The organism is Nocardia acididurans (assembly GCF_016741815.1).
Classification (GTDB): Bacteria; Actinomycetota; Actinomycetes; order Mycobacteriales; family Mycobacteriaceae; genus Nocardia; species Nocardia acididurans.
In genome coordinates this window covers 458786-480146 of sequence record NZ_JAERRJ010000002.1, presented here as the reverse complement: position 1 = coordinate 480146, position 21361 = coordinate 458786, and the positions used below count along the sequence as shown (strand labels likewise).

The window sequence follows — 21361 nt, the reverse complement described above, 5'->3', positions numbered from 1 at the left end:
GTGCTTCACCTGTCGCAACGGCGTGGCACACTCGTGGCTGACACCACACGCTGGGGAAGGACGGATGGTGGAGATACTCCTCGCGGTACACGACTCCGACGACGACGTCGCCGAACTGAAGTCGCTGTTCGACGAACTGGTCGTGGACGACGAGCTACGCGCGCTGCGCAAGGAGATCGCGCGGACACCCCGCGCGGGCACCCTCGGCGCGGAGGAGATCATCCGCATCGTGATCGACGCCCCCGAATTCTGGGGCGCGGTCACCACCTGCGTCGTCGCCTGGCTGCGCATGCGGCGGCCACAACTACGGCTGAAACTCAGCCGCCCCGACGGGCTGCACGCCGAAATCGTGGCCATCGGCGGGGAAGCCGTGAACGAGGCCCAGGTGCTCGAGGCGATCGATATCGTGCGCGGCGAGAATACGAAGTCCGACGGGCGCGGCGCGAATGCGGAGCTCCAGGGCCGTCGTGCGACCGCGGAGCTCGAGGGACGCCCTGCGAACGCGGAGCCCGAGGGGAAGAATGCGGCTTCCTGACCCGGAGGCCTCACGCGCCGTCCTGATCGGAACCGCTTCGTACGCACCGGATTCGGGCTTCGAATCCTTCCCGGAGATCAAACGCAGCCTGGACGACGTCGCCACCTTCCTGCGCACCACCACCGGCCTGCGGCACGTCGACGTGGTCGCCGATCCGCCCGACGCACAGACCATCGCCGAGCGGATCAGCACCGCCTGCCGCGAAGCCACCGACCTGCTGCTGGTCTACTACGTCGGCCACGGCGTAGCGGTCGACAACCGACTTCACCTGACCCACACCGGATCCCGAGACGGCGCGGACGCCGACGTCACGACCCTGCCCTACAGCGTCATCCGCTCCCGCATCAGGTCCGGCGCTCGCGGACCCGTGGTGGTCATCCTCGACTGCTGCCACAGCGGCAGAGCCTTCGGCAGCGATGTGCTCGCCGCCAGCGACGATGTCCTGCGCTCCGCCGTCGACATAGATGGCGCGTTCGTGCTCACCGCCACCGACGAGAAGACGAAGTTCGCCGTCGCCACGAGCGCTGACGGTCGCACCGCCTTCACCGGCATGCTGCTCGACACCCTTCACTCCGGTATCCCCGGGCCCGACGAGTACCTCACCATGGACGCGCTCTACCGCGAACTGCGCTCCCGCCTCCCCGCCGCGAACATGCCCAAACCCAAAGCGCTGGAACGCGGTACCGCGGGCTCCCTCGCCCTCGCGATCAACCCGGCCCGAAGAAGTTCGGCCCCGCCCGGCGTTTTCCCGAACGCATCGGGCTCCGCGTACTACGCGCAGATCCGCGAAATCGCACCCGCCGACCACCTGGACAACCGCGAACACGAACTGGCCGAACTGGCCGCCTTCTGCGACGGCGACGACCAGTACATCTGGTGGCAGGCCGGGCCGTGGGCAGGCAAAACCGCACTCATGTCCTCCTTCGCCCTGCACCCACCGGACCATGTACGCGTCGTGGCCTTCTTCATCACCTCACGACTGGCCTCCCAGGCCGACCACACCGCCTTCAACGACGCCATCCTGGAACAACTTTCAGAACTCCTACCCGACAAACGCGGCACGATCACCGCGACAACCGGCAACCGCGACGCACTCCGCCGCCAACTGATCGACCTCGCCGCCGAACGAGCGGCCACCAGCGGAACCCGCCTCGTCCTCCTCATCGACGGCCTCGACGAAGACGAAGGCAGCCCGAGCATCGCCTCCCTGCTGCCGAAGAAGCCCCATCCGCACCTCCGCATCATCGTCGCGGGCCGCCCGAATCCGGCCCTGCCCCTGGATGTCGCGACCATCCACCCCCTGCGCACCTGCCGCCGCCGCATCCTCGCCGACTCCACCCGCGCCGGAGACATCCGCCGCGTCGCCCGCCTCGAACTGGACCGCATGCTCAAGGGTTCCGACGGCTCCCGCGACATCCTCGGATTCATCACGGCGGCAGGCGGGCTCACCAGCCCCGAATTGGAAGATCTCACCAACCTCCCCCCATTCCGAATCGACGAAATCCTGGCAGGTGTCACCGGCCGCACCTTCCGAACTCGCCCCAGCCGCTACGCCCTCGACCACATCAACCTCCTGGCCCACGAAACCCTCCAATCCGAAGCCGAACGAGCCTTCGGCCGTACCCTTCTCGACGACTACCGCACCCGCATCCACGCCTGGGCCGACCACTATCGCGACCGCGCGTGGCCCGCCGACACTCCCACCTACCTCCTCACCCGGTACTTCTCGATGCTCCAGGCCCGCAATGATCTCCTCCGGATGGCCGCCCTCGCCCTCGACTCCGTCCGGCACGACCGCCTGTTGCGCCTGACCGGCGGCGACATCACCGCCCGCCGTGAGATCTCCCGGGTCAGCGAGCATCTTGGCGGACAACCGGAGCTGGATCTGCTCACGTTGTGCACGTTGTCGATGCGACGGCAGCGATTGTCCCTGCGAGGGAAGAACATCCCGCCGAACCTGCCCGTCGCCTTCGCCGTGCTGGGGGAGCACGACCGGGCGGACAGCTTGGCGGAGAGCATCATCGACCCGGAACGGCGGATCGAGGCACATATCCGGTTGATCGCGGTCCGTGAGCGCACCGAATACCGGGAGCGCGACCGGAACGCTGTCGAGGCTTTGCTGCCCAGCCTGCGACACTCGGACAACTACGATGCCGCACTCTGTGCTCTCGCCGCGGCGCTGATCTCTGCGGGGGATGTCGACAGTGCTGAAGCGCTCGTAGGCCGGATCCGCCAGCTCGAACCGCGGATGCGCGTCTTGGCGCTACTGGCCGAAGCTTGGTCGACTACGGGCTGTGACGCTGCGGCAGCGCAAGCGGCGGTCGAGATAGAGGACTTCGCACGCGCCGCTGAAGATCACGACAGGTTTGAAGTCACCGAACTGGAGGAGCCGGAGTTCGACCCGGACAACCCGTTCGAGGTCGAACATCCTGATGAGGTTGAGCTGATAGAGGATGATGCCGACCTCTGGGCTACCGGTTCCGGCACCGAGAGCACCGCCGAACTGCCGATGAGCTGGGAACGTGGTATCGCCGCTCGATACGCGGCGCATGCGCTGGCACACCTCGGCAGATTCGATCGTGCGGAATCCTACGCTCGCCAATGCGTGACCAAGTCCGACGAACTAGCCGCACTGGCACGGATCGCCAGATGTATGGCGGGCCAGGGAAATTCGGCAGCAGCGGAGCATCTTGCGGCTGAAGTAGTCGCCGAACTGGCCGGAGCACGTCTACTCGGGGCCACGATCGAATCCGCCGAGGCGATCGTGGCCGATCTTGTCGCGGCCGGTCACGATCAGCAACTGCGGGTAGTCATCCACAAGAACACTGACCGTATCGGGGACTCCGGTGAGCTGGAACGGCGCGCGGAACTCGACCGAGCTGTAGCGTGTCTGATCGAGATCGGCGAACTGGATCGCGCAATAGCCCTGTGTCATGCGTCGATGGCCACCGTCTATGACGCCTACAGGCTGCTGCGGATCGTTCCGGCAATGGCGGTGATCGATCGCGATGCGGCGCGGAGTCTCGCGGAAGAAGCCGAGCAACTCTGCTACAGCATGACGAACCCACAACAGCGGGGACGCGCGCTGTCGGTATTGTCCGAAGCTGTTCTCGCCGCCGGTGACTCGACCGCCGCGTATGCCGTTGCTCAGCGGATCGACGTACCGCATCACCGCGTCTACGCCTGTGCTCGCCTGGCCTCGGCATCCCTGGGTGACCATACGTGGGTCGATCGATTTCTCGAGGCTTCGGAGGCCGCTGCGCGACAGATGATCGAGGCGATGGCACGAGGGCGCGCGGATGGGGCGGCGTACTTCGGCCCAGTTCAAGGTGATCCGGAGCTGTCCAGGATCGAGCAGAAGCATGCGGAAGCTGGACGGATTCCGATGGCTGAACTAGTACGCGCGCTGCTCGGAGCGGGCGCTCGTGACCGAGCCGCCGTGCTGATTCGAGAACTCGCCGCGTCGGCGGACTCCGCGGAGCCCGAGGGCGTCGAATTCGGTGCGACGCTCGCCGCGGTGGTCGCAGCGTTGGTCGAGTGCGATGCGTTGGAACTCGCGTCGGAAGTGCTCGCGCATCCCTTCCTCATCAGTACGCGCCCTGCGGATTCCGGCGGAATCGAGGCCGCCTTGGCGGTGGTGGCGGAGCAGGTCGACAAGGGCCGCGCGACCCGTTTCATCGGTCCGTTTCTTCGTGATCGTGCACAGCGAATTTTTGAAGACTCAGCCGAGGCCAATGAGGCGCTGGCAGCTGTCGCCGCCACGCTCGGGTTGGCCGATCTCACCCTGAAACTGCTGCCCGCCGACCACCCGACGGACAGTCCGGATGTGATGTCCAAACTCGCTGTCGCGCTGGCGCGCAGCGGGGATGTCACAGGAGCCTCGGAAATCGCCGAGCGTTTTTTGGGGGGTGGCCTACCAGGGCGCGGCCACCCGGGAGATTGTCGCAGCGCTCGTGCGATCCGGCGAAGTACCGAGAGCACTCGATCTCGCCCAGCGGATCCCCGAAGTCGACCAGCGGATCCGTGCATTGGCTCTGGTTGTCCCCGGACTCGCTGAGGCGCGTGGTTTCGATGCGGCACGCGCCGTGCTTGTGGACGCCGAAGCGCTCCTCGATGACATCGCGAAGCAAGGGGCGTGGGAGGCGTTCCTCGAGAACGTGTCCATCGACGAGCAGATGAGCCGAGCTTTGCTGTCGCTGGTTTTCGCCGCGCTGGCCCTGGGCGACACCGGATACGCACTCGATCTCGCGCGGCGAGCCGAGCCCGAGTATCGCGTGGTCGCGCTCACCCGCGTGGCGAAGGAATTGGTGGCCCGCTACTTCGAGGCGGCACCGGTGCAGCGAAAGTCGCTGCACCGAAACATCTCCCAGCTGCTCGGGGAGATCTGGGGTGTCGGTCCCTGGTACGCCGCGCTCGACCTCGTCGCGACGTTCGACGCCGGGCTGGTGAGGTCGATCGCGCGGGAGACATTGCTAGGGTTCGACGCGGACCCTGCGGCGACCGCTCAGTAGGCTCCCTCGCTGCGCGTGACCGCCGAGATGGTCTTCTTGATGATCAGCAGGTCCTGCACCATGGACCAGTTCTCGACGTAGGACAGGTCCAGGCGGACGGACTCGTCCCAGGAGAGGTTGGAGCGGCCGGAGACCTGCCAGAGGCCGGTGACGCCGGGCTTGACGAGGAGGCGGCGCAGCATTTTGCGGTCGTACTGTTCGACTTCGGTGCGCAGGGGTGGGCGGGGGCCTACGACGCACATTTCGCCGCGGATGACATTGAGGAACTGGGGGAGTTCGTCGAGGGAGTATTTGCGCAGGATGCGGCCTACGGGGGTGACTCGGGGGTCTTCGCGCATCTTGAAGAGGGGGCCCGCGCCGTCGTTTTCGGCCAGGAGGGTGTCGCGGACGCGGTCGGCGTCTACGTACATGCTGCGGAACTTGACCATGCGGAAGGGTTCGCCGTTGAGGCCGATGCGTTCGGAGCGGTAGAAGACCGGGCCGCGGCTGGTGGCCTTGATGGCGATGGCGGTGAAGATCATGACGGGGGAGACCGCCAGCAGGGCGAGGGTGGCGAAGACGAGGTCGAAGACGGCCTTGCCGAAGGATTTGGCGCGGTCGTACTGCGGCTTCTCGATATGCAGGAGTGGAAGATTCGAGACTGGGGTGATGGATAGTCGCTGGTCGGCGACGTCGACGACACCGGGGGTCACGACCAGTTCGACGCCGAGTGGCTTGAGTTTCCAGAGCAGGTCGTTGATGCCGCGCGTGCCCAGATGCTCGGTGGCGGCGATGACCACGGTGTCGGCGGCGGTGGCGCGGACCGCGTCCACGACCGAGGATTCGGCGACCACAATGGGGAGATCGCTGTCGTCGCCGGTGAGTTCGGCCTCGTCGACGATCTCGTATGGCGTGTAGACGCCGACCACGGAGTATCCGACGGCCGGGTCGCGTTCGAAGCAGCGCATGATCTCGCGGGCCGAATCACGATGGCCGACAACGAGAGTGGAGGTCAGGTAGCGGCCGGTGCGCCGCTTACGCGCGGCAAACTTGCGCCAGAACAGGCGATTCAGTATCAGGCCGAGCAAACCGACAGGTAGTGCGATGGCGAGATAGCCTCGGGCGAAATCGATTCGGAGCAGTAGCGACACGATGGCTATCAACCCGAACAGCCGCATGGTGGCCGCCACCAGACGCCGGTACTCCTCGGGCCCGGTGCCCAGCACGGTCGGCGACCACGTGTTGCCCACCGCCAGGAAACCCAGCCAGGTGAAGGTGAGCAGGAAGGAGATGGCCGCGTACCCCACGCGGTCGTGATCGCCCACCCAGTCCACCCGGGCGTCATTGTTGAGCCCGCCGAAGCGGATGGCCTGGGCCATGGCCACCGCACCCGCGATGACCAGGGCATCTGTTATGCGCAGCCGGCGGCGGTACTCGGCCTGCCAGCGCTGTTTGCCCGATCGCTGCGGACTCTCGGGCTGCGGTGGCGGCGCGAGAATCTGTTCCTGCTCGATCTGGAAGGCCATCCTGCTGCTCCATCCCCGCGCGCTGAGCCTCATGGCTATCCCCCCATTGGATGCCAAGGAGAAATATTACTGGTTCCGGCGGCGGGCGGGAAAGCAATGGTGGGAAACCTAAAGGTATGAAACGCAACGGGTTTCGGCCATTCGGCGTCCCGCGCCCGACGGGCCGGTACCCCGCATGTCGTGTATGCGAAGGTCGCCGTTACGCCGATCGGCAAGGCCGCTTGCCGCGCTGCGCGAACCTCGCTGACACATCAAGTGAACAGGATTTACTAAAACCTGTTCACAAATGGGGGTGTGGTGTGGTTCACTCGTCGCGACGTGTTCCAAAGGAGGTACCCGTGTCAGCCCCGTCCATCCCCACCGGGTTCGACTTCACCGATCCCGACCTGCTCGCCAACCGACTTCCTGTCGAGGAATTCGCCGAACTGCGCCGCACCGCGCCCGTCACGTGGGTGCCGCAGAAGGACAGCGGATTCAAGGACGACGGCTACTGGGCCGTCACCCAGCTCGAGGACATCAAGGAGATCTCCAAGACTCCCGATGTGTACTCCTCGGAAGAGAACACCGCGGTCATCCGCTTCTACGGCGACATCCTGCGCGAGGAGATCGAGGTCCAGCGCTTCCTGCTGCTGAACCAGGACCCGCCGCGCCACACCAAGCTGCGCCGCATCATCTCCAAGGGCTTCACCCCGCGCGCCGTCGAATCGCTGCGCAACGCGCTGCGCGATCGTGCGGAGCGAATCGTGCACGAGGCCAAGAAGACCGGCTCCGGCGACTTCGTCGAACAGGTCGCGTGCGAGCTGCCGCTGCAGGCCATCGCCGAGCTCATCGGCATCCCGCAGGAAGATCGCCGCAAGATCTTCGACTGGACCAACCAGATGATCTCCTACGACGACCCCGACTTCGAGGGTGACCACAAGGTCGCCACCGCCGAGGTCATGGGCTACTCGTGGAACCTCGCCGAAGGCAAGAAGGGCTGCCCTGTCGACCTCGGCGGCGCGGAGGACATCATGTCCACCCTGCTCAATGCCGACGTCGACGGCGAAGCCCTCGCCTCCGACGAATTCGCCTGGTTCGTCATCCTTTTGGCGGTCGCCGGCAACGAGACCACCCGTAATGCCATCACCCACGGCATGAAGGCGTTCGTCGACCACCCGGACCAGTGGGAGCTCTACCGGGAGCAGCGTCCGCGCACCGCGCCCGACGAGATCGTCCGCTGGGCCACCCCCGTCATCTCCTTCCAGCGCACCGTCATGCAGGACACCGTCCTGGGCGGACAGGAGCTGAAGGTCGGCCAGCGCGTCGGAATGTTCTACAGTGCGGCCAACTTCGACGAGAAGCACTTCGAAAACCCGTACCAGTTCAACGTTCTGCGCAACCCGAATCCTCATGTCGGCTTCGGCGGGACCGGAACCCACTACTGTGTGGGTGCGAACCTCGCGCGACTCGAGATCGACCTGATGTTCAACGCCATCGCCGACGTGATGCCGAACCTGCGCCAGATCTCCGAGCCGGTCCGCCTGCGTTCGGGCTGGCTCAACGGCATCAAGAGCTGGCAAGTCGCCTACGAGTGACACCCCAGCGGTAACAAGAAGAGCGGTACCCATGACAGAGACCAAGCGACGCGGCCGAATGCCCGCGGTCAGCGACACCGACATCCGCCGCGTCGCAAGGTCTTTGCTGGTATCCCACGGCCCCGACGCGGTCACCCTGCGCGCCATCGCCCGCGACCTCGGCGTCACCGCCCCCGCCCTCTACCGCTACTACGAATCCCGCGACGACCTCGTCTCCGCCGTCCGCACCGACGTCTGCTGCGACCTCGCCGCCCACATGGCAGCCGCCCTCGAAGGCCAGCCCGACGACGCCATGCTCCGCTTCTTCGCCGTCTGCCGCGGCTTCCGCACCTGGGCGTTGACCCACTCCCGCGAATTCTCCCTCGTCTTCGCCTCCCCCGAAGCCGGCGGAACCGGCAGCGCCATGCGCCAATTCGGCGAACCTGTCGGCCGCCTCTTCCTCGAAGCCGCCGGCCGCCTCCTCACCGACTACGCCGTCGTCACCCCACCGCTCGAGGCGATCCCGCCCAGCCTGCGCGACGACCTCATCCGCTTCCAAACCGACCTGCTCGCGGTCCTCGCCGAATCCGGCCAGAAATTCCCCGCCGAAAAACTCGACCTCGGCGTCTCCTACGTGATGATCCAATTCTGGGCCCGCCTCTACGGCCACGTAACCCTCGAAGCCTTCGGCAACTACCCCATCCACATCTCCGACCCCGACGCCCTCTTCAACGCCACCCTCGCCGACATCGGCCGCAGCATCGGACTGCACAGCAACTGAACGAGATCCGGCTCAGCGCGCGGGACTACTCGCGCAACGCGGCCTTCTCCAGGATCCGGCGTGAGGCGGTGGGGGACCACCAGTTGGCGGTGCCGAGGGCGCGCATGAAGGCGGGGACCAGGATCATGCGGACGAGGGTGGCGTCTATCAGGACGGCCAGGGCCAGGCCGAGGCCGAGCATGCGGTTCATGGTGACGCCGCTGACGGCGATGCCCGCGAAGACTACTGCCATGAGGACTGCGGCGGCGGTGACTATCGGGCCGGAGCGGGCGATGCCGAGGGCTACGGCGTCGTCGTTGGCTCGGCGGGACTTGTCGGAGCGCTGCCATTCCTCGGTGAAGCGGGACAGGAGGAAGACCTCGTAATCCATGGAGAGGCCGAAGGATACGCAGAAGAGCAGGACCGGCATGGTGGCGATGGTGAAGCCGGTGGCCGTGGTGCCGAGGCCGGAGAGGTTGCCGTCCTGGAAGATCCAGACCAGGGCGCCGAAGGTCGCCGACAGGGAGACGACGTTCAGCAGGATCGCTTTCAGGGGGAGTATCACGCTGCTGGTCAGCAGGAGCAGCAGGACGAAAGTGGTGACCACGATCCAGGCCAGGGCTTTCGGGAAGCCCTGGGCGATACCGGAGGACGCGTCGGAGGTCTGCTGGGCCTGGCCGCCGAAGAGTACGGGGGCCGGGGCGTGCACCGCGCGCAGGGCCTCGAGTTGGGTGCGGCCCGCGTCCGAGTAGGGGTTCAGGCGGGTCGCGATCGTGAGGTGGACTGTGCTGGGGCCGTTGGCCTTCGGATCCGCGAGACCGGCCGGGTGGCCCTGCGCGTAGCTGCCGGCGGGGCCGGTCACGCTCTGCACGTCGGGGACCAGGGACAGGGCGGTCGCGTAGGCGGTGACATCGGCGCCCTCGGCCTCGACGATGACATGCACTGTGCCACTGGCATTGTCGTCGAAGCGATCGCGCAGCAGGTCGCCCACCTGACGGGACTCCAGGCTGGTCGGCAGGACGCGGTCGTCGGGCAGACCCATCTTCAGGCCCAGGATGGGTGCGCCGAGCGCCAGCAGCAGCGCGACCACCGGCAGCGCGCACAGCGCGGGACGCCGCTGCACGGCACGCGTCGTGCGGTAGAGGATCCCGTCGCGGACCGGCTTCGCCTCCCGCAGCGGCTTGCGGGTCAGACGCTCACCCAGCAGCATCAGCAGCGCCGGAACCAGGGTGAGCGTCAACAGGATCGACAGCACCACCACGGCCAGACCCGCGAAACCGAGTGACCGCAGGAACGCCATCGGGAAGAAGGTCAGACCGATCAGCGCGATGCCGACCGTGAGACCGGAGAAGGCCACCGCACGCCCACCGCGGCGCATGGCCACCCGCAGGGCGGCGTCCCGCTCCTGCCCGGCCGCGATCTCCTCGCGATAGCGGCCGATGATGAGCAGCGAATAGTCGATCGCCAGCGCCAAGCCGATCGCGGTGGTGAGATTCAGCGCGAAGATCGACAGCTCGGTCACGAATGTCAGCAGGTACAGCACCGCGGTGGTGCCGACGATCGCCGCGACCCCGGTGATCACCGGAATCAACGCCGCCACAAGACTTCTCAGGAACCACACCAGCAGCAGGAACGTGATCGGCAGCGCGATCGCCTCCGCGATCCCCAGATCCTTCTGCGACTGCGCCGCCGTATCCGTCCACACCGCCGCCTGACCACCGGCCCGCACCGTGACACCGTCCCGCGTCCCGGTGAACTCGTCGGCCAGCTCCCGCGCCGCCTTCGGTGCGGTGTTCTCGTCACCGCGCACCGTGGCGACGATCAGCCCGACCTTCCCGTCCCGGCTGACCAGCGACCCACTCAGCACCGGCTCGGTCCACGGCGAAACCGCCTGCGACACACGGGCGTCCGCCTTCAACCGCTGCGCGATCGAACCACCCTCCGCGACAGCGGCCGCGGTCTTGGCGCTACTGCTCGACTCGACGGTCAACAGCAACTGCATCCCCGACATGCCGTAGTCGCGCTCGAGAATCTCCGCGACCCGGGCGGATTCGGAATCGGTCCCCACGAACCCGCCATTGGACAGCTTCCCCGCCACCTGTGACCCCAGCGCCCCGCACAGCAGAAACGCCACACCCACCAGCACCAGCACCAGCTTCGGCGCCCGCACGGCGAACGCCGTCAGCCTCCCGATCATCGTTGCCCCCTTCACATATCACCTACCGCACACCCTCCCGGCGTGACCCGCGACCAATCCTGGCCGACCACACGATGCGAGGGACACTTTGTGTCCGAACTCTCACAGCGGCAGCGCGCCGAGTACTACGAACATCGCGACAGCCGAGGTGGCCGCAACCACCGGCCACACCGCCAGCCGCCGGTTCATGCGATGGGACCCGGTCCTGATATTGGCCAGCTTCCAGATGGTCAGATCCCCGCGCCGAGTAGTCCATCCGCTGACGAACACCGGATCACGATTGCCCAACTCCATGGCCCGCACCGGGAGAAAACGGGACTCCCACCGGCGGCCCCCGTCATCGACGAGGCGGACCAGCGTCCCCCACCGGCGATCGACCGGCGACATTCGCCGGAAGAATCGCGCAACCGCCGGCCGCCGGCTACGCGCCAGCCGATGCTGTCCCCCGGCCGCGACGAGGACCGCGCCCAGTGTCGGCAGTACCGCTCGAGGCATCAGTGGTTGCTCGACCATCAGGATGAGCATCGGCACGAAGAACCACAGTGGTTGCGGGACTGTCATCATGACGCTCTCGGGCGTCCCGACAATGGTTCCGGTGATCGACCCCCGCCGGGGCGTGGCACGTCGAGGCTTCTCTTGCCGAGCGTTGGCCGCTACGGTCTCGATCGGCACTGCGGGTAGTAGGACGGGTTGGGTCTGCAGTGGTTCGGCGACGAGTGGATTGCCGCAATTCGGGCATCGCTCGGTGTCATTTGCCACGACGTACTTCTTTGCTCGCTGGGGGGCTGCGATACGCCGCCCCCGGATGAGGTCGAGAGTGCGGCGATTTCAGATTAATGTCAAGTGCAGCTTCAACGCTGACCTGCGGATGGTCGGTAGAATGTCAAGTGGTACTTGATGATCGAGTGTGAGCGGCGAATATCTGCTTGACTCGACCGATGATTCGCCCTGTTTTCGGAGATATTTGGTCATGCGCGAGATTGAGCTGGCAGCGACGCTTAAACATCTCATCGACAGTGGTAAGTATGCCGGTAATAGGCGGCGGGTCGCTAATGATCTTGGTATTACCCCGGCGGCGCTTTCCCAGTATCTGAAGGGGCAGACCAGACCATCTCTCGAGAACCTCGTCGCCATCGCGGATCTGTTCGACGTCTCACTGGACTATCTGATGTTCGGTGAGGACAGCGCTGAATCGAGGCTGGTCGGTCGCTACATGGAAGCTGGTTTCGCCGCGTCACGCGCCGAAGCGGCCGCCGAAGCCGCCCGAGTCGCCAAGATCGGCACCATCATCGCGGAGCAGATCGCCTCGGCGGCACAGGCGGTTGCCAAGCGGCCGCCGACCTTTCACGGAATGTTGGATCACATCCAGGCCCTCGAGCTCGAGCGATACAGCAAGCACAGCATTGTGGTGGTGATGAACCTGGATGAGAATCTGCGTGATGTCGACAGCGAGTTCGAGCGGGGTGTCACGGCGGGTGGTTTCCTAGCTGTCGTGGCCGACAACCTCAGGGCGGGGCGCAGCTATAGCTTCGTACTTTCCCAAGACATGTCGGAGCGCGAATCCAGGATTCAACAGTTCCGGGATTTGCTTAGGAAACGCCGTCTGACCGAAGCGCAGATATCCGAGTGCAAGTTCACTGTTGCCACAGATCTTTTCTATGTCGGCTTCGGGCTGTTGCATCTGGATGTCGATGCCATGCGCAGGAGCAGTCCTGTCCTTTTCAATTTCGTTGAATCGTATATCAGTCACGAAGGCTGGATCGGCTATACGGAACTGGCGTCCAACAGCCACTTCACGACGTCGCTGATGGACGCGGACCACCGGCGGCTCGCCGAGCTCACCGTCGAACGTTTGACCCGCCCAGCGAAAGGTAACCGCGCATGACCGTTCCAGCACGGACGAACTCGGCTGGACGCGCAATGGTCCGGACGAGGTCGCCGTGCTGTTTCCGTCTCTCAGGGTGGGATATTCACTCGATCATGGCAGCGTGCAGCATCTTCTCCGGTACGCCGAGACCTCCTATGAGGGTCAGGGCGTTGGGGCGGAGGCGGTCTACGAGTTCGTTGACGCCGCGGCGGACTGCTTTGGCGCGTTCGACCGACATGAAGCGGTGCATGATGAACCAGGCTTGGTTCTCTTCGATTGTGGTGTAGACGAAGAGGTCGCAGACGTCTTCGGCTAGTTTGCGGGCTTCGTCGTCTTCGACGTCGGCTATGCCGTCGATGAAGGCTTCCAGGACGAGGCGGTCTATGTGGGCCGTGCCTGCGGCGAGGATGTGGTCCTGGGCGTTGTTGAACGCTTCGAAGGGGCCGGTTTCCTTGGCGCGGGCGCGGAGTCGGTGGGCGGCGGTGCGGACCAGGTAGTCCTCGCGGTCGGCGAAGAGTTGGAGTTGGACTTCGCGGCGGGAGAGGTCGCCTTCGTCGACCGTCTGGTCGGAGCGGTCGCGCAGGCGCTGGATCATCTGGCGGACGCCGGTGGCGTCGCGGATCACATCGCGAGTCATGGTGGCGGCGAAGCGGACCCAGCCGAGCGCGTCGAGGTCGCGGACCTCGTCGGCGTAGGAGGTGAGGAGCTCTTTCGCCACCAGCTGGGTCAGGACGACGTTGTCGCCTTCGAAGGTGGTGAAGACGTCGGTGTCGGCCTTGAGGGTTACCAGGCGGTTCTCGGTGAGATAGCCTGCGCCGCCGCAGGCTTCGCGGCATTCCTGGATGGCGCGGGTGGCATGGCGGGTCTGGGCCACCTTGAGGCCGGCGGCGCGCTTCTCCAAGGCGCGCTGCGCATTCGGGTCCAGGTCCTGGCCGGTTTGCACCAGGTGCATGCGCCGCACCAGGTCGTTCTGGGCGAAGGAGAGGGCGTAGGCGCGCGCGACGAGGGGGAGCAGTCGGCGCTGGTGGGAGCGGTAGTCGAGCAGCACCGTTTCCTCGCCGGTGTCGGGATCGGCGAATTGGCGGCGCTTTTCGGCGTAGCGGACGGCGATGCTCAGCGCGACGCGGGCTCCCGCGGCGGCTGCGCCGCCGACGCTGACGCGGCCTCGGACGAGCGTGCCCAGGGTGGTGAAGAAGCGGCGGCTCGGGTTCTCGATCTCCGAGCTGTAGGTGCCGTCGGGGGCCACGTCGGCGTAGCGGTTGAGCAGGTTCTCGCGGGGAATTCGGACCTGGTCGAAGAGGATTCGGCCATTGTCCACACCCGGGAGGCCACCCTTGAGGCCGTCGTCGGACGTGGTGACGCCGGGCAGGTCGTTACCCTGCTCGTCGCGGATGGGCACCACGAAGCAGTGCACGCCCTGCGATTCCCCGCCGGTGATCAACTGCGCGAAAACCGCTGCTACGCGGGCATGTTCGGCCGCGCCGCCGATGTAGTCCTTGCGGGCGGAGGGGGTCGGGCTGTGGATCACGAATTCCTGGGTGCCCGGATCGTAGGTGGCGGTGGTCTCCAGATTCGCGACATCGGAGCCGTGCCCGGTCTCGGTCATGGCGAAACAGCCGAGCAGATCGAGCGTGATCAGCTTCTCGATGTACTCCTTATGCCTTGCGGTGCCGAGGTTTTCGACGGCGCCGCCGAAAAGTCCCCACTGCACACCGCATTTCACCCACAGGGACAGATCGGTGTAGGCGAGCATCTCCAGGGCGGTGACGGCACCGCCCGGATCGCTCGCGCCGCCGTTCTCCCGCTTGAAACCTTTTTCGGCCCAGCCGAATTGCGACACCAGTCGCATTTGTTCCAGTACCCGGGCGCGGGCGGCCCGGTAGTCGAGGTAGGGATCTCCGTAGAGACGTTCGTCATCGAGGTGCTCACGGGCCTTTTCTCGGACTTCCCGCCAGGGGCCGTCCAGGGCCGCGCGTAGTTGGTCCGCTATCGGATCGCTGCCGGTCTCCATACTTCAAAACACTACTGCCATAGATATGCTCGACTGGGTGATCTCCCGCACCCGTGTACGGTCTCACCGTGAGCAACGACCTGGTTACCCAAGCTGACAATGCGGTTTCCGGGCCGCGGGTCCGCTGGCGACACCTGCTGGCCCGCGCCACGGACCGCGTCGTCGCCGACCGCAGCGCCACCGTGGACGCGGTGGTGGAAGCGCCCGCGCCGGTACAGCCGATCGACCTCACCGATGACGCCACCGTCACCCGCGTCCTCGATCTGGCCGAACGCGTGGGCGAGGTCGTCCTCGCCTCCGGCACCGCCGTCACCGACACCCAGCAGCAGATCGAGTTCATCGCCTCCACCTACGGGCTGACCAAATGCGATATCGACGTCACCTACAACTCGATCCGCATCTCCGCCGACCGCGGGCCGACCCTGCCGCCCGCCTCGACGCTGCGGGTGGTGCAGTACCGCTCCCTAGACTTCACCCGCCTCGCCGCCGTCGACCGGCTGACCCGCCGCATCCGCCGCGAACTGGTCCCGCCGGAGGAAGCCCTCGAGGCCCTCGACGAGATCACCACCGCACCGCACCCCTACAACCGCTGGGTCGCCACCTTCGGCTGGGCGCTGCTGGCGGCGGGCGTGGCACTGCTGCTCAACGGCGGCTGGCTCATCGCCGGACTGAGCTTCGTCACCACCATGGCCATCGACCGCACCAACCGCATCCTGAACCGGCGCGGACTGCCGTTCTTCTTCCAGCACATGGCCGGCGGCGCGATCGCCACCGTGCCCGCGGTGCTCGTCTCCACCTACGCCGGTGAACTGCACCTGCACCCCGGCGTGGTCATCGCGGCCGGAATCACCGCGCTGCTGGCCGGTTTACAACTGGTCGGCGGCATCGAGGACGCCATCACCGGCGCGCCCATCACCGCCGCCGCCCGTATGCTCGAGGTGATCGTCATGACCGGCGGCATCATCGCGGGCATCGTGCTCGTGCTGCGCGGCGCCGAACTGCTCGACCTGACCGTCCCCTCGGTCGATATGACCTCCGCCCGCGACCTCACCAACCTGCCGCTGAAACTCCTCGCGGGCGCCATCACCTCGCTGGCCTTCGCCCTGGCCTGCTACGCCGAACGCCGCGCGCTGGCCGCCGCCGCCTTCTCCGGCGCGGCCGCCACCATCGTCTTCCTGCTCGCCCAGAACGCCGGTTTCGGCCCGATCATCTCCTCGGGCGTGGCCGCCACCGTCGTGGGCCTCGCCGGTGGTCTGCTCGCCCGCCGCGCCCTCACCCCGCCCCTGGTCGTGGCCGTCGCGGGCATCACGCCCCTGCTCCCCGGCCTGCGCGTCTACCGCGGCCTCTACGCCCTGCTCAACGATGAACTCGTGCTCGGCCTCAACCACATGTTCAGCGCGTTCGCCGTCGGCTGCGCCCTGGCCGCCGGCGTCACCCTCGGTGAATGGTTCGCCCGCGACCTGCGCCGCCCGCGAATCCTGCAGCGGTTCGGCACAATCCGCCGCCCACGTCTGCGCACCGTGAAGGTGAAGTGACCCGCCGGGCGGCGCTCCCCGTACTGATCGCGGTGTCGGTGCTGGTGATGTGCGTTGTGCCGCAGTTCTTTCCGGCCGATGGCGGCGCCACCGGACTGGATCGCGCGGTGGCCGAGCACATTCACGCCGCCCTGGACGGGCACCCGTGGACCTACCGGCTACTGGTGTCGCCCAGCAACGCGTACGCGGTGGTGCCGCTGCTGCTCGCCGGAGCGGGCTGGTTCGCGTCTCGGCGGGAATGGTGGCAGGCGGCGTTCGTGATCGTCGCGCCCGAGGTGGCGATGCTGATCAACAGCCTGGTGCTGAAACCGGCGTGGGACCGGCCCCTGCACAGCTATCTCGCGTATCCGAGCGGGCACACCGTGCACCTGGTCGCGGTGGTGACCGCCGTCGCCCTGGCGAGTGGTTCGACGCGGGTCCGGGTGACGGCGGTGGCGGTGGCGGCCGTGGTCCTGCCCGCCGTCACGATCGGGATGGTGGGCCTGGGATACCACCATCCGACCGACGTCATCGGCGGCACGGCGGCGGCCGTCGCGCTGGTGACGGCCATGTACCTGCCGGTGCGGTCCTACGCGGTCACAGTGGCCCGTACTGGATAGCCGCGGCGAAGACGAACCAGATGATCCACAGCACCACGACGATCATGCCGATGGTCAGCATCACCCGCATGAAGCCGCGACCGAAACTGACATCGCCGGACTCCCTGGGATAGAGCTTGGAGGGCGCGAACCAGGGCAGGTTGACGTGCAGCGGCCGATCGGCGGCCACCTCCTGCTCGAGCCGGGCCTGCTCCTCGGCCCAGGCCTCGGCCTGCGCCTGCTGCGGGCCGCCGTGCCAGAGCGTGATGTCCACCGGACCGAGGAAACCCTCGTTCAGCAGATCCTGGGGCGCGGGCAGGTAGGGGAGCAGGTTCATCCCGCGGAACGCGAAGGCCACATCATTGGCCGACCACTGTGGCCGCCCCCGCGAGGACAGATTGGTGAAGTAGTCGCGCAGGCGGCGCGGATCGTCGCCGAGGCACACCTCGAAGCTCGGGTCGCTCCACATCTGGCGGACCTGGATCTTCGAATTGGGCGGCGGGATGACCAGCACCACGCCGTGCACCACCCGCTGGCCGAGACCGCGGTTGGCCAGCCAATCCTGCAGCGCGTAGGTGTGCTCGCGGGACTTGTCGAGGGGCGTGCGCTTGTCACCGCCCTCGAAGTTGATCAGCTTGTCGCCGACCCGCCACGGGCCGTTGAGCGGCACCTCGAGCTCACCGTCGGCCTGCTCGACGATCGCCTCGGCCTCCACCACCACGCAGCTGCTGGGCGTCCACACCACGGCGTCGAAGGAATGCAGCCGATCCCCGTGGAAGACGCTGCAATTCACGGTGGCCACCCCGTGCGGATCGGCGCTGCCCTTCCAGGTGCGCAGCCAATCGATGAGCACCTTCTCGGCATGGGTGCCGGCGGTGTTCTGCACTCGGACGAGCATCGGCTCCGCACCTTCCTCGTCGAATCGTATTCAAGCTGTCGGTGCTGTGGCGGGCACAGCGGAAGCACTCACAGAAATGGTACGGAGCCACCGCACCCTCGGCACAGATTTGCCGACCGGCCGAGTGTCGGGCTCGCTCAGGCCGTTTCGGCGGGTAGTCGGCCGTCCTTCACCGCGGCCACCAGCTGGGCGTGATCGGCCTCGGTGCGGTCGGCGTAGCGCACCGCGAACGCGGCCACCGCGTCCTCGAAAGCCTCGTCGTCGTCGAGGTATCCGGCCAGCAGCCGCGCGTCCAGCGATCGGGAGTGCGCGCGTGCCAGCAGCGCGCCCGCCAGCCGCCCGTAGTCGTCGAGCTGATGCGGCTCCAGTTCGGCGGGATCGATGCCGCCCTTGAGGTTTCGGAACTGGCGCACGATGAACGGCAGCTCCCGGCCGTCCAGGCGCAGTGTCGTCCAGCCCAGCAGGATGTCGGTCTCGGCCTGAACGGTCCTGGCGCCCTGCACGATTCGCTCACCCTCGTGCCGCGGCTGCTGCTTCGGCAGGTACGGCGTCAGCGAGGACGGCACCGCCTGTTTGATCTGCAGCACCAGCGCGTCGTCGTCACCGTTGCCGTGCAGCAGCGCCAGATAGCTGTGCAGGCCCACGCTTCCGGTGCCGACAATGCGAAAAGCGATGTCGGACACCCGGTATCGGGTGATCAGATTGCGCCGCGACTCCCGCAGCGTGCCGACGTACTCGGTGAGACCGTCGATCACCGCGTCCGCGACGCCCGCCTCGACGCCGGTCAGGATCGGCGGATCCGGCACGAATCTGTGCTTGCCGTAACCGGCTTCGTGATCCTCGAGGTGTTCGGTCCACTTGCGCGCCACCTTGGCGCTGGTGTTCTTGCGCGCCTTCCTGGCGGCCTTCTTGAAATCGTCGGCCAGCCCGTCGGCGTTCACCGTGCCCAGCACCGATTCCCCGGGCACGGCATTCCAGGACTGCAGGAACGGTTGTCCCGCAATGGCTGTCACCGCCAGCCGGTAGGTGCGGGCGGCATCGCGCGCGGCGGCGCGGCAGTCGTCCTCGGACGCACCGCTCTCCCGGCCCGCCAGCACCAGGCTGGCCGCCAGCCGCTCCAGATCCCACTCCCATGGTCCGGGGATGGTCTCGTCGAAATCGTTGATGTCCATGACGATGTCGCCGCGCGGCGTGCCGTACAACCCGAAGTTGGCGGCATGCGCGTCCCCGCACAGCTGTGCGTGCGGCCCGCTCACCGGACTGTCCGCCAGATCCGCCGCCATCAACCCGGCCGCGCCCCGGAAGAACGTGAACGGCGAGGCCGCCATCCGCCCGAACCGCAACGGCACCAGATGCGGCAGCCGTCCCCGGTTGCTCGACTCCAGGAACTCCAGCACCCCGGGCCGTGACGTACCGGCCGCTGCCCGGTCCCGCGCCCGCACCGGAGTGCGATCACGCAACGCCGCACCCCGCGCCCGCACCTCCTCCGGCGAGACGGGAGCGCGGAAATCGATCACACCTGCAGACACGAGAGCTGAACCTACCGTCGCACCGGCGGATTCGCTCAGTTGGCCGGAATCACCGGCTTCTCGGGCTGCTCCACCGGGAAGATCGGCAGCCGCAGCGCACCCGGCGCCGAGTCCGGAACCGCCGCCTGCTTCGGCACGACCGGGTTGATGCGCACATATCCGGCACCCAGCTCCGGGCGCGGATCGTGCTCGTTCCGGTTGGGCCAGTACGCCATCGCGCGCTCGGCCTGCGCGGTGATGGTCAGAGACGGGTTCACGCCCAGATTGGCCGTCACCGCCGAACCGTCGGCCACATGCAGGCCCGGATGCCCGAAGACCCGCTGATACGGGTCCACCACACCGGATTCCGGGCCCTCGCCGATCACACAGCCGCCGATGTAGTGCGCGGTCGCCGGAATGTTGAACACATCCATGATCAGTCCGTGCACATCGCCGTTCACCTTCTTGCCGAAGCGGCGGCCCACCTCGTGCGCCAGTGGAATCCAGGTCGGATTCGGCTTCCCCGTGCCCTGTCTGGTCTTGAGCTGACCCCAGCGCCGATACGAGGTCAGCGAATTGTCCAGCGACTGCATGACCAACAGGATCACCGACTTCTCCGAGGCCCGGTGCGCGTTGAGGCTGCGCGCGAACACCAGCGGATGCAGCAGGATCGCCAGCAGGAAGCGCAGCACCCGGAACGCGCCGCCGTCGACGATCGGCACCGACATGGGGAACAGCATGTTCTGGCCCTTGCCGTAGTGACACACCTCGACATGCGTATCCGGTTCCGGATGAATCGAGGAGGTGATGGCGATGCCCTCGGCGAAATCGTCGCGCTCGCGGCTCACCACGTTCAGGATGGCCTCGGAGTTGGAGCGGGTCAGCTCGCCCAGGCGCGGCGAGAGATGGTTGAGCACGCCCTCGTCGCGCATCTTGTGCAGCAGCTTCTGGGTGCCCAGCGCCGCCGCCGCGAAGACCACCTGCTCGGCGGTGAAGGTCTTGCGCTCCTTGCGGATCCAGCGATCCGAGCGCTGGGTCTCGAGCGCGTAGCCGCCACCGGTCATGGGGCGCACGCTGGTCACCGTGGTCAGCTCGAAGATCTTCGCGCCGCCCTGCTCGGCCAGGTACAGGTAGTTGGTGGGGGTGGTGTTCTTGGCATTGTGCGGGCAGCCGGTGAAGCACCGCGCGCAATGGATGCAGCCGCTGCGCCGCGGCCCCGCGCCGCCGAAGTAGGGGTCGGCCACCTCCTCGCCGGGGGCGTCCTCGTTGAAGAACACGCCCACATCGGTGGGGTGGAAGGTGGAGCCCACGCCGAGATCCTCGGCGACCGAACGGATCACCTCGTCGGCGGGCGTCATGCGCGGATTCCGGGCGACGCCGAGCATGCGCTGCGCCTGGTCGTAGTAGGGCGCGAGTTCGGTCCGCCAGTCGGTGATGTGCGCCCACTGCGGATCGGTGTAGAAGTTCGGCAGCGGCTCGTAGAGCGTGTTGCCGTAGATGAGCGAGCCGCCGCCGACGCCCGAGGCGGAGAAGACCGCACACTTGCCGAGCAGGCTGATGCGCTGCGGGCCGGTCAATCCCAGCCGTGGCGCCCACAGCGATCTGCGCACATTCCAGTTCGTCTTGGGGATGTCCTCCGCAGTCCAGCGGCGGCCGGATTCCAGCACGGCCACCCGGTAGCCCTTCTCGGTCAGGCGCAGCGCACTGACACTGCCCCCGAAGCCGGAACCGATCACGACGACGTCATAGTCGAAGTCGGGCATGGTCTTTCCTCTCGCACACCGGAGTCAGATGAGAAGGATGCCGACTCATTCTGTCACCCCCTGGATATGGCGGAGACCATATCGGTTTCACGCGAGCTCGGCCAAGCGGCGTGCCCGGATGGTGATGCGGGCTTGATTGC

The 21361-nt window shown here is 66.8% G+C and carries 15 protein-coding genes; 8 read left to right on the top strand and 7 right to left on the bottom strand.

The features are described 5' to 3' along the window. The first annotated feature begins 64 nt into the window (after positions 1-64). The 3 genes from JK358_RS06570 to JK358_RS06560 are packed head-to-tail and all read left to right on the top strand — an operon-like array spanning position 65 to position 5046. Positions 65-535 carry an effector-associated constant component EACC1 gene (locus JK358_RS06570; protein ID WP_201944845.1) on the top strand — a complete coding sequence of 157 codons (471 nt, stop codon included), beginning with the start codon at positions 65-67 and terminating at the stop codon, positions 533-535. Next, the gene (locus tag JK358_RS06565; RefSeq protein ID WP_201944843.1) at positions 522-4592 is read left to right on the top strand and encodes a caspase, EACC1-associated type; all 4071 of its coding nucleotides are present in this window, start codon (positions 522-524) and stop codon (positions 4590-4592) included. The genes JK358_RS06570 and JK358_RS06565 overlap by 14 nt, the downstream gene beginning before the upstream one ends. Next, the gene (locus tag JK358_RS06560; protein WP_201944834.1) at positions 4564-5046 is read left to right on the top strand and encodes a hypothetical protein; all 483 of its coding nucleotides are present in this window, start codon (positions 4564-4566) and stop codon (positions 5044-5046) included. The genes JK358_RS06565 and JK358_RS06560 overlap by 29 nt, the downstream gene beginning before the upstream one ends. Here the strand turns inward: JK358_RS06560 and JK358_RS06555 are convergent. Continuing rightward, positions 5040-6551 (bottom strand): sugar transferase, encoded by a 1512-nt coding sequence (locus JK358_RS06555; RefSeq protein WP_201944832.1) that lies wholly within the window; start codon positions 6549-6551, stop codon positions 5040-5042. The two genes, JK358_RS06560 and JK358_RS06555, sit on opposite strands and share 7 nt — an antisense overlap. Before the next feature lie 338 nt (positions 6552-6889). Between JK358_RS06555 and JK358_RS06550 the strand changes: the two genes are divergently transcribed. Further along, positions 6890-8125, top strand: a complete 1236-nt coding sequence (locus tag JK358_RS06550; protein WP_201944830.1) for a cytochrome P450 — start codon at positions 6890-6892, stop codon at positions 8123-8125. Between the two features lie 31 nt (positions 8126-8156). After that, on the top strand, positions 8157-8885 hold the full coding sequence (locus tag JK358_RS06545) for a TetR/AcrR family transcriptional regulator (protein ID WP_201944827.1): 729 nt from the start codon (positions 8157-8159) through the stop codon (positions 8883-8885). A 25-nt stretch (positions 8886-8910) separates the two neighbouring features. Here the strand turns inward: JK358_RS06545 and JK358_RS06540 are convergent, their stop codons facing one another. Both JK358_RS06540 and JK358_RS06535 read right to left on the bottom strand, forming a co-directional pair. After that, positions 8911-11061: an MMPL family transporter gene (locus JK358_RS06540; protein WP_201944825.1), complete on the bottom strand. Its 2151-nt coding sequence runs from the start codon at positions 11059-11061 to the stop codon at positions 8911-8913. A 102-nt stretch (positions 11062-11163) separates the two neighbouring features. Continuing rightward, positions 11164-11820 (bottom strand): hypothetical protein, encoded by a 657-nt coding sequence (locus JK358_RS06535; protein ID WP_201944824.1) that lies wholly within the window; start codon positions 11818-11820, stop codon positions 11164-11166. Positions 11821-12031: 211 nt separating this feature from the next. On the opposite strand from JK358_RS06535, the gene JK358_RS06530 reads away from it, so the two are divergent. Then, positions 12032-12946 (top strand): helix-turn-helix domain-containing protein, encoded by a 915-nt coding sequence (locus tag JK358_RS06530; protein ID WP_201944821.1) that lies wholly within the window; start codon positions 12032-12034, stop codon positions 12944-12946. A gap of 85 nt (positions 12947-13031) precedes the next feature. Here JK358_RS06530 and JK358_RS06525 read toward each other — a convergent pair whose 3' ends face one another. Beyond that, positions 13032-14939: an acyl-CoA dehydrogenase family protein gene (locus tag JK358_RS06525; RefSeq protein WP_201944814.1), complete on the bottom strand. Its 1908-nt coding sequence runs from the start codon at positions 14937-14939 to the stop codon at positions 13032-13034. A gap of 137 nt (positions 14940-15076) precedes the next feature. Between JK358_RS06525 and JK358_RS06520 the strand changes: the two genes are divergently transcribed. Continuing rightward, the gene (locus JK358_RS06520) at positions 15077-16474 is read left to right on the top strand and encodes a threonine/serine exporter family protein (protein ID WP_201945216.1); all 1398 of its coding nucleotides are present in this window, start codon (positions 15077-15079) and stop codon (positions 16472-16474) included. Next, complete coding sequence (locus JK358_RS06515) at positions 16471-17073, top strand: phosphatase PAP2 family protein (RefSeq protein ID WP_307817341.1); 603 nt, start codon at positions 16471-16473, stop codon at positions 17071-17073. Before JK358_RS06520 ends, JK358_RS06515 begins: the two co-directional genes overlap by 4 nt. On the opposite strand, the gene JK358_RS06510 is transcribed toward JK358_RS06515, so the two are convergent. The 3 genes from JK358_RS06510 to JK358_RS06500 all read right to left on the bottom strand — a co-directional run bounded on the left by JK358_RS06510 (position 17051) and on the right by JK358_RS06500 (position 21221). Then, the gene (locus JK358_RS06510) at positions 17051-17950 is read right to left on the bottom strand and encodes a nuclease-related domain-containing protein (RefSeq protein ID WP_201944812.1); all 900 of its coding nucleotides are present in this window, start codon (positions 17948-17950) and stop codon (positions 17051-17053) included. The genes JK358_RS06515 and JK358_RS06510 overlap by 23 nt on opposite strands. A 137-nt stretch (positions 17951-18087) precedes the next feature. Further along, a complete protein-coding gene (locus JK358_RS06505; RefSeq protein WP_201944810.1) occupies positions 18088-19479 on the bottom strand; it encodes a DUF2252 domain-containing protein in 1392 nt (463 codons plus the stop codon). A 35-nt stretch (positions 19480-19514) separates the two neighbouring features. After that, on the bottom strand, positions 19515-21221 hold the full coding sequence (locus tag JK358_RS06500) for a GMC oxidoreductase (protein WP_201944808.1): 1707 nt from the start codon (positions 21219-21221) through the stop codon (positions 19515-19517). Between the last annotated feature and the right edge of the window lie 140 nt (positions 21222-21361).

What these genes read in the sequence shown, in the direction of transcription:
- JK358_RS06570 (WP_201944845.1), top strand. Translation starts at nt 65, where the DNA reads ATGGTGGAGATACTCCTCGCGGTACACGACTCCGACGACGACGTCGCC.
- JK358_RS06565 (WP_201944843.1), top strand. Translation starts at nt 522, where the DNA reads ATGCGGCTTCCTGACCCGGAGGCCTCACGCGCCGTCCTGATCGGAACC.
- JK358_RS06555 (WP_201944832.1), bottom strand. Translation starts at nt 6,551, where the DNA reads ATGGCCTTCCAGATCGAGCAGGAACAGATTCTCGCGCCGCCACCGCAG.
- JK358_RS06545 (WP_201944827.1), top strand. Translation starts at nt 8,157, where the DNA reads ATGACAGAGACCAAGCGACGCGGCCGAATGCCCGCGGTCAGCGACACC.
- JK358_RS06540 (WP_201944825.1), bottom strand. Translation starts at nt 11,061, where the DNA reads ATGATCGGGAGGCTGACGGCGTTCGCCGTGCGGGCGCCGAAGCTGGTG.
- JK358_RS06530 (WP_201944821.1), top strand. Translation starts at nt 12,032, where the DNA reads ATGCGCGAGATTGAGCTGGCAGCGACGCTTAAACATCTCATCGACAGT.
- JK358_RS06525 (WP_201944814.1), bottom strand. Translation starts at nt 14,939, where the DNA reads ATGGAGACCGGCAGCGATCCGATAGCGGACCAACTACGCGCGGCCCTG.
- JK358_RS06510 (WP_201944812.1), bottom strand. Translation starts at nt 17,950, where the DNA reads ATGCTCGTCCGAGTGCAGAACACCGCCGGCACCCATGCCGAGAAGGTG.
- JK358_RS06500 (WP_201944808.1), bottom strand. Translation starts at nt 21,221, where the DNA reads ATGCCCGACTTCGACTATGACGTCGTCGTGATCGGTTCCGGCTTCGGG.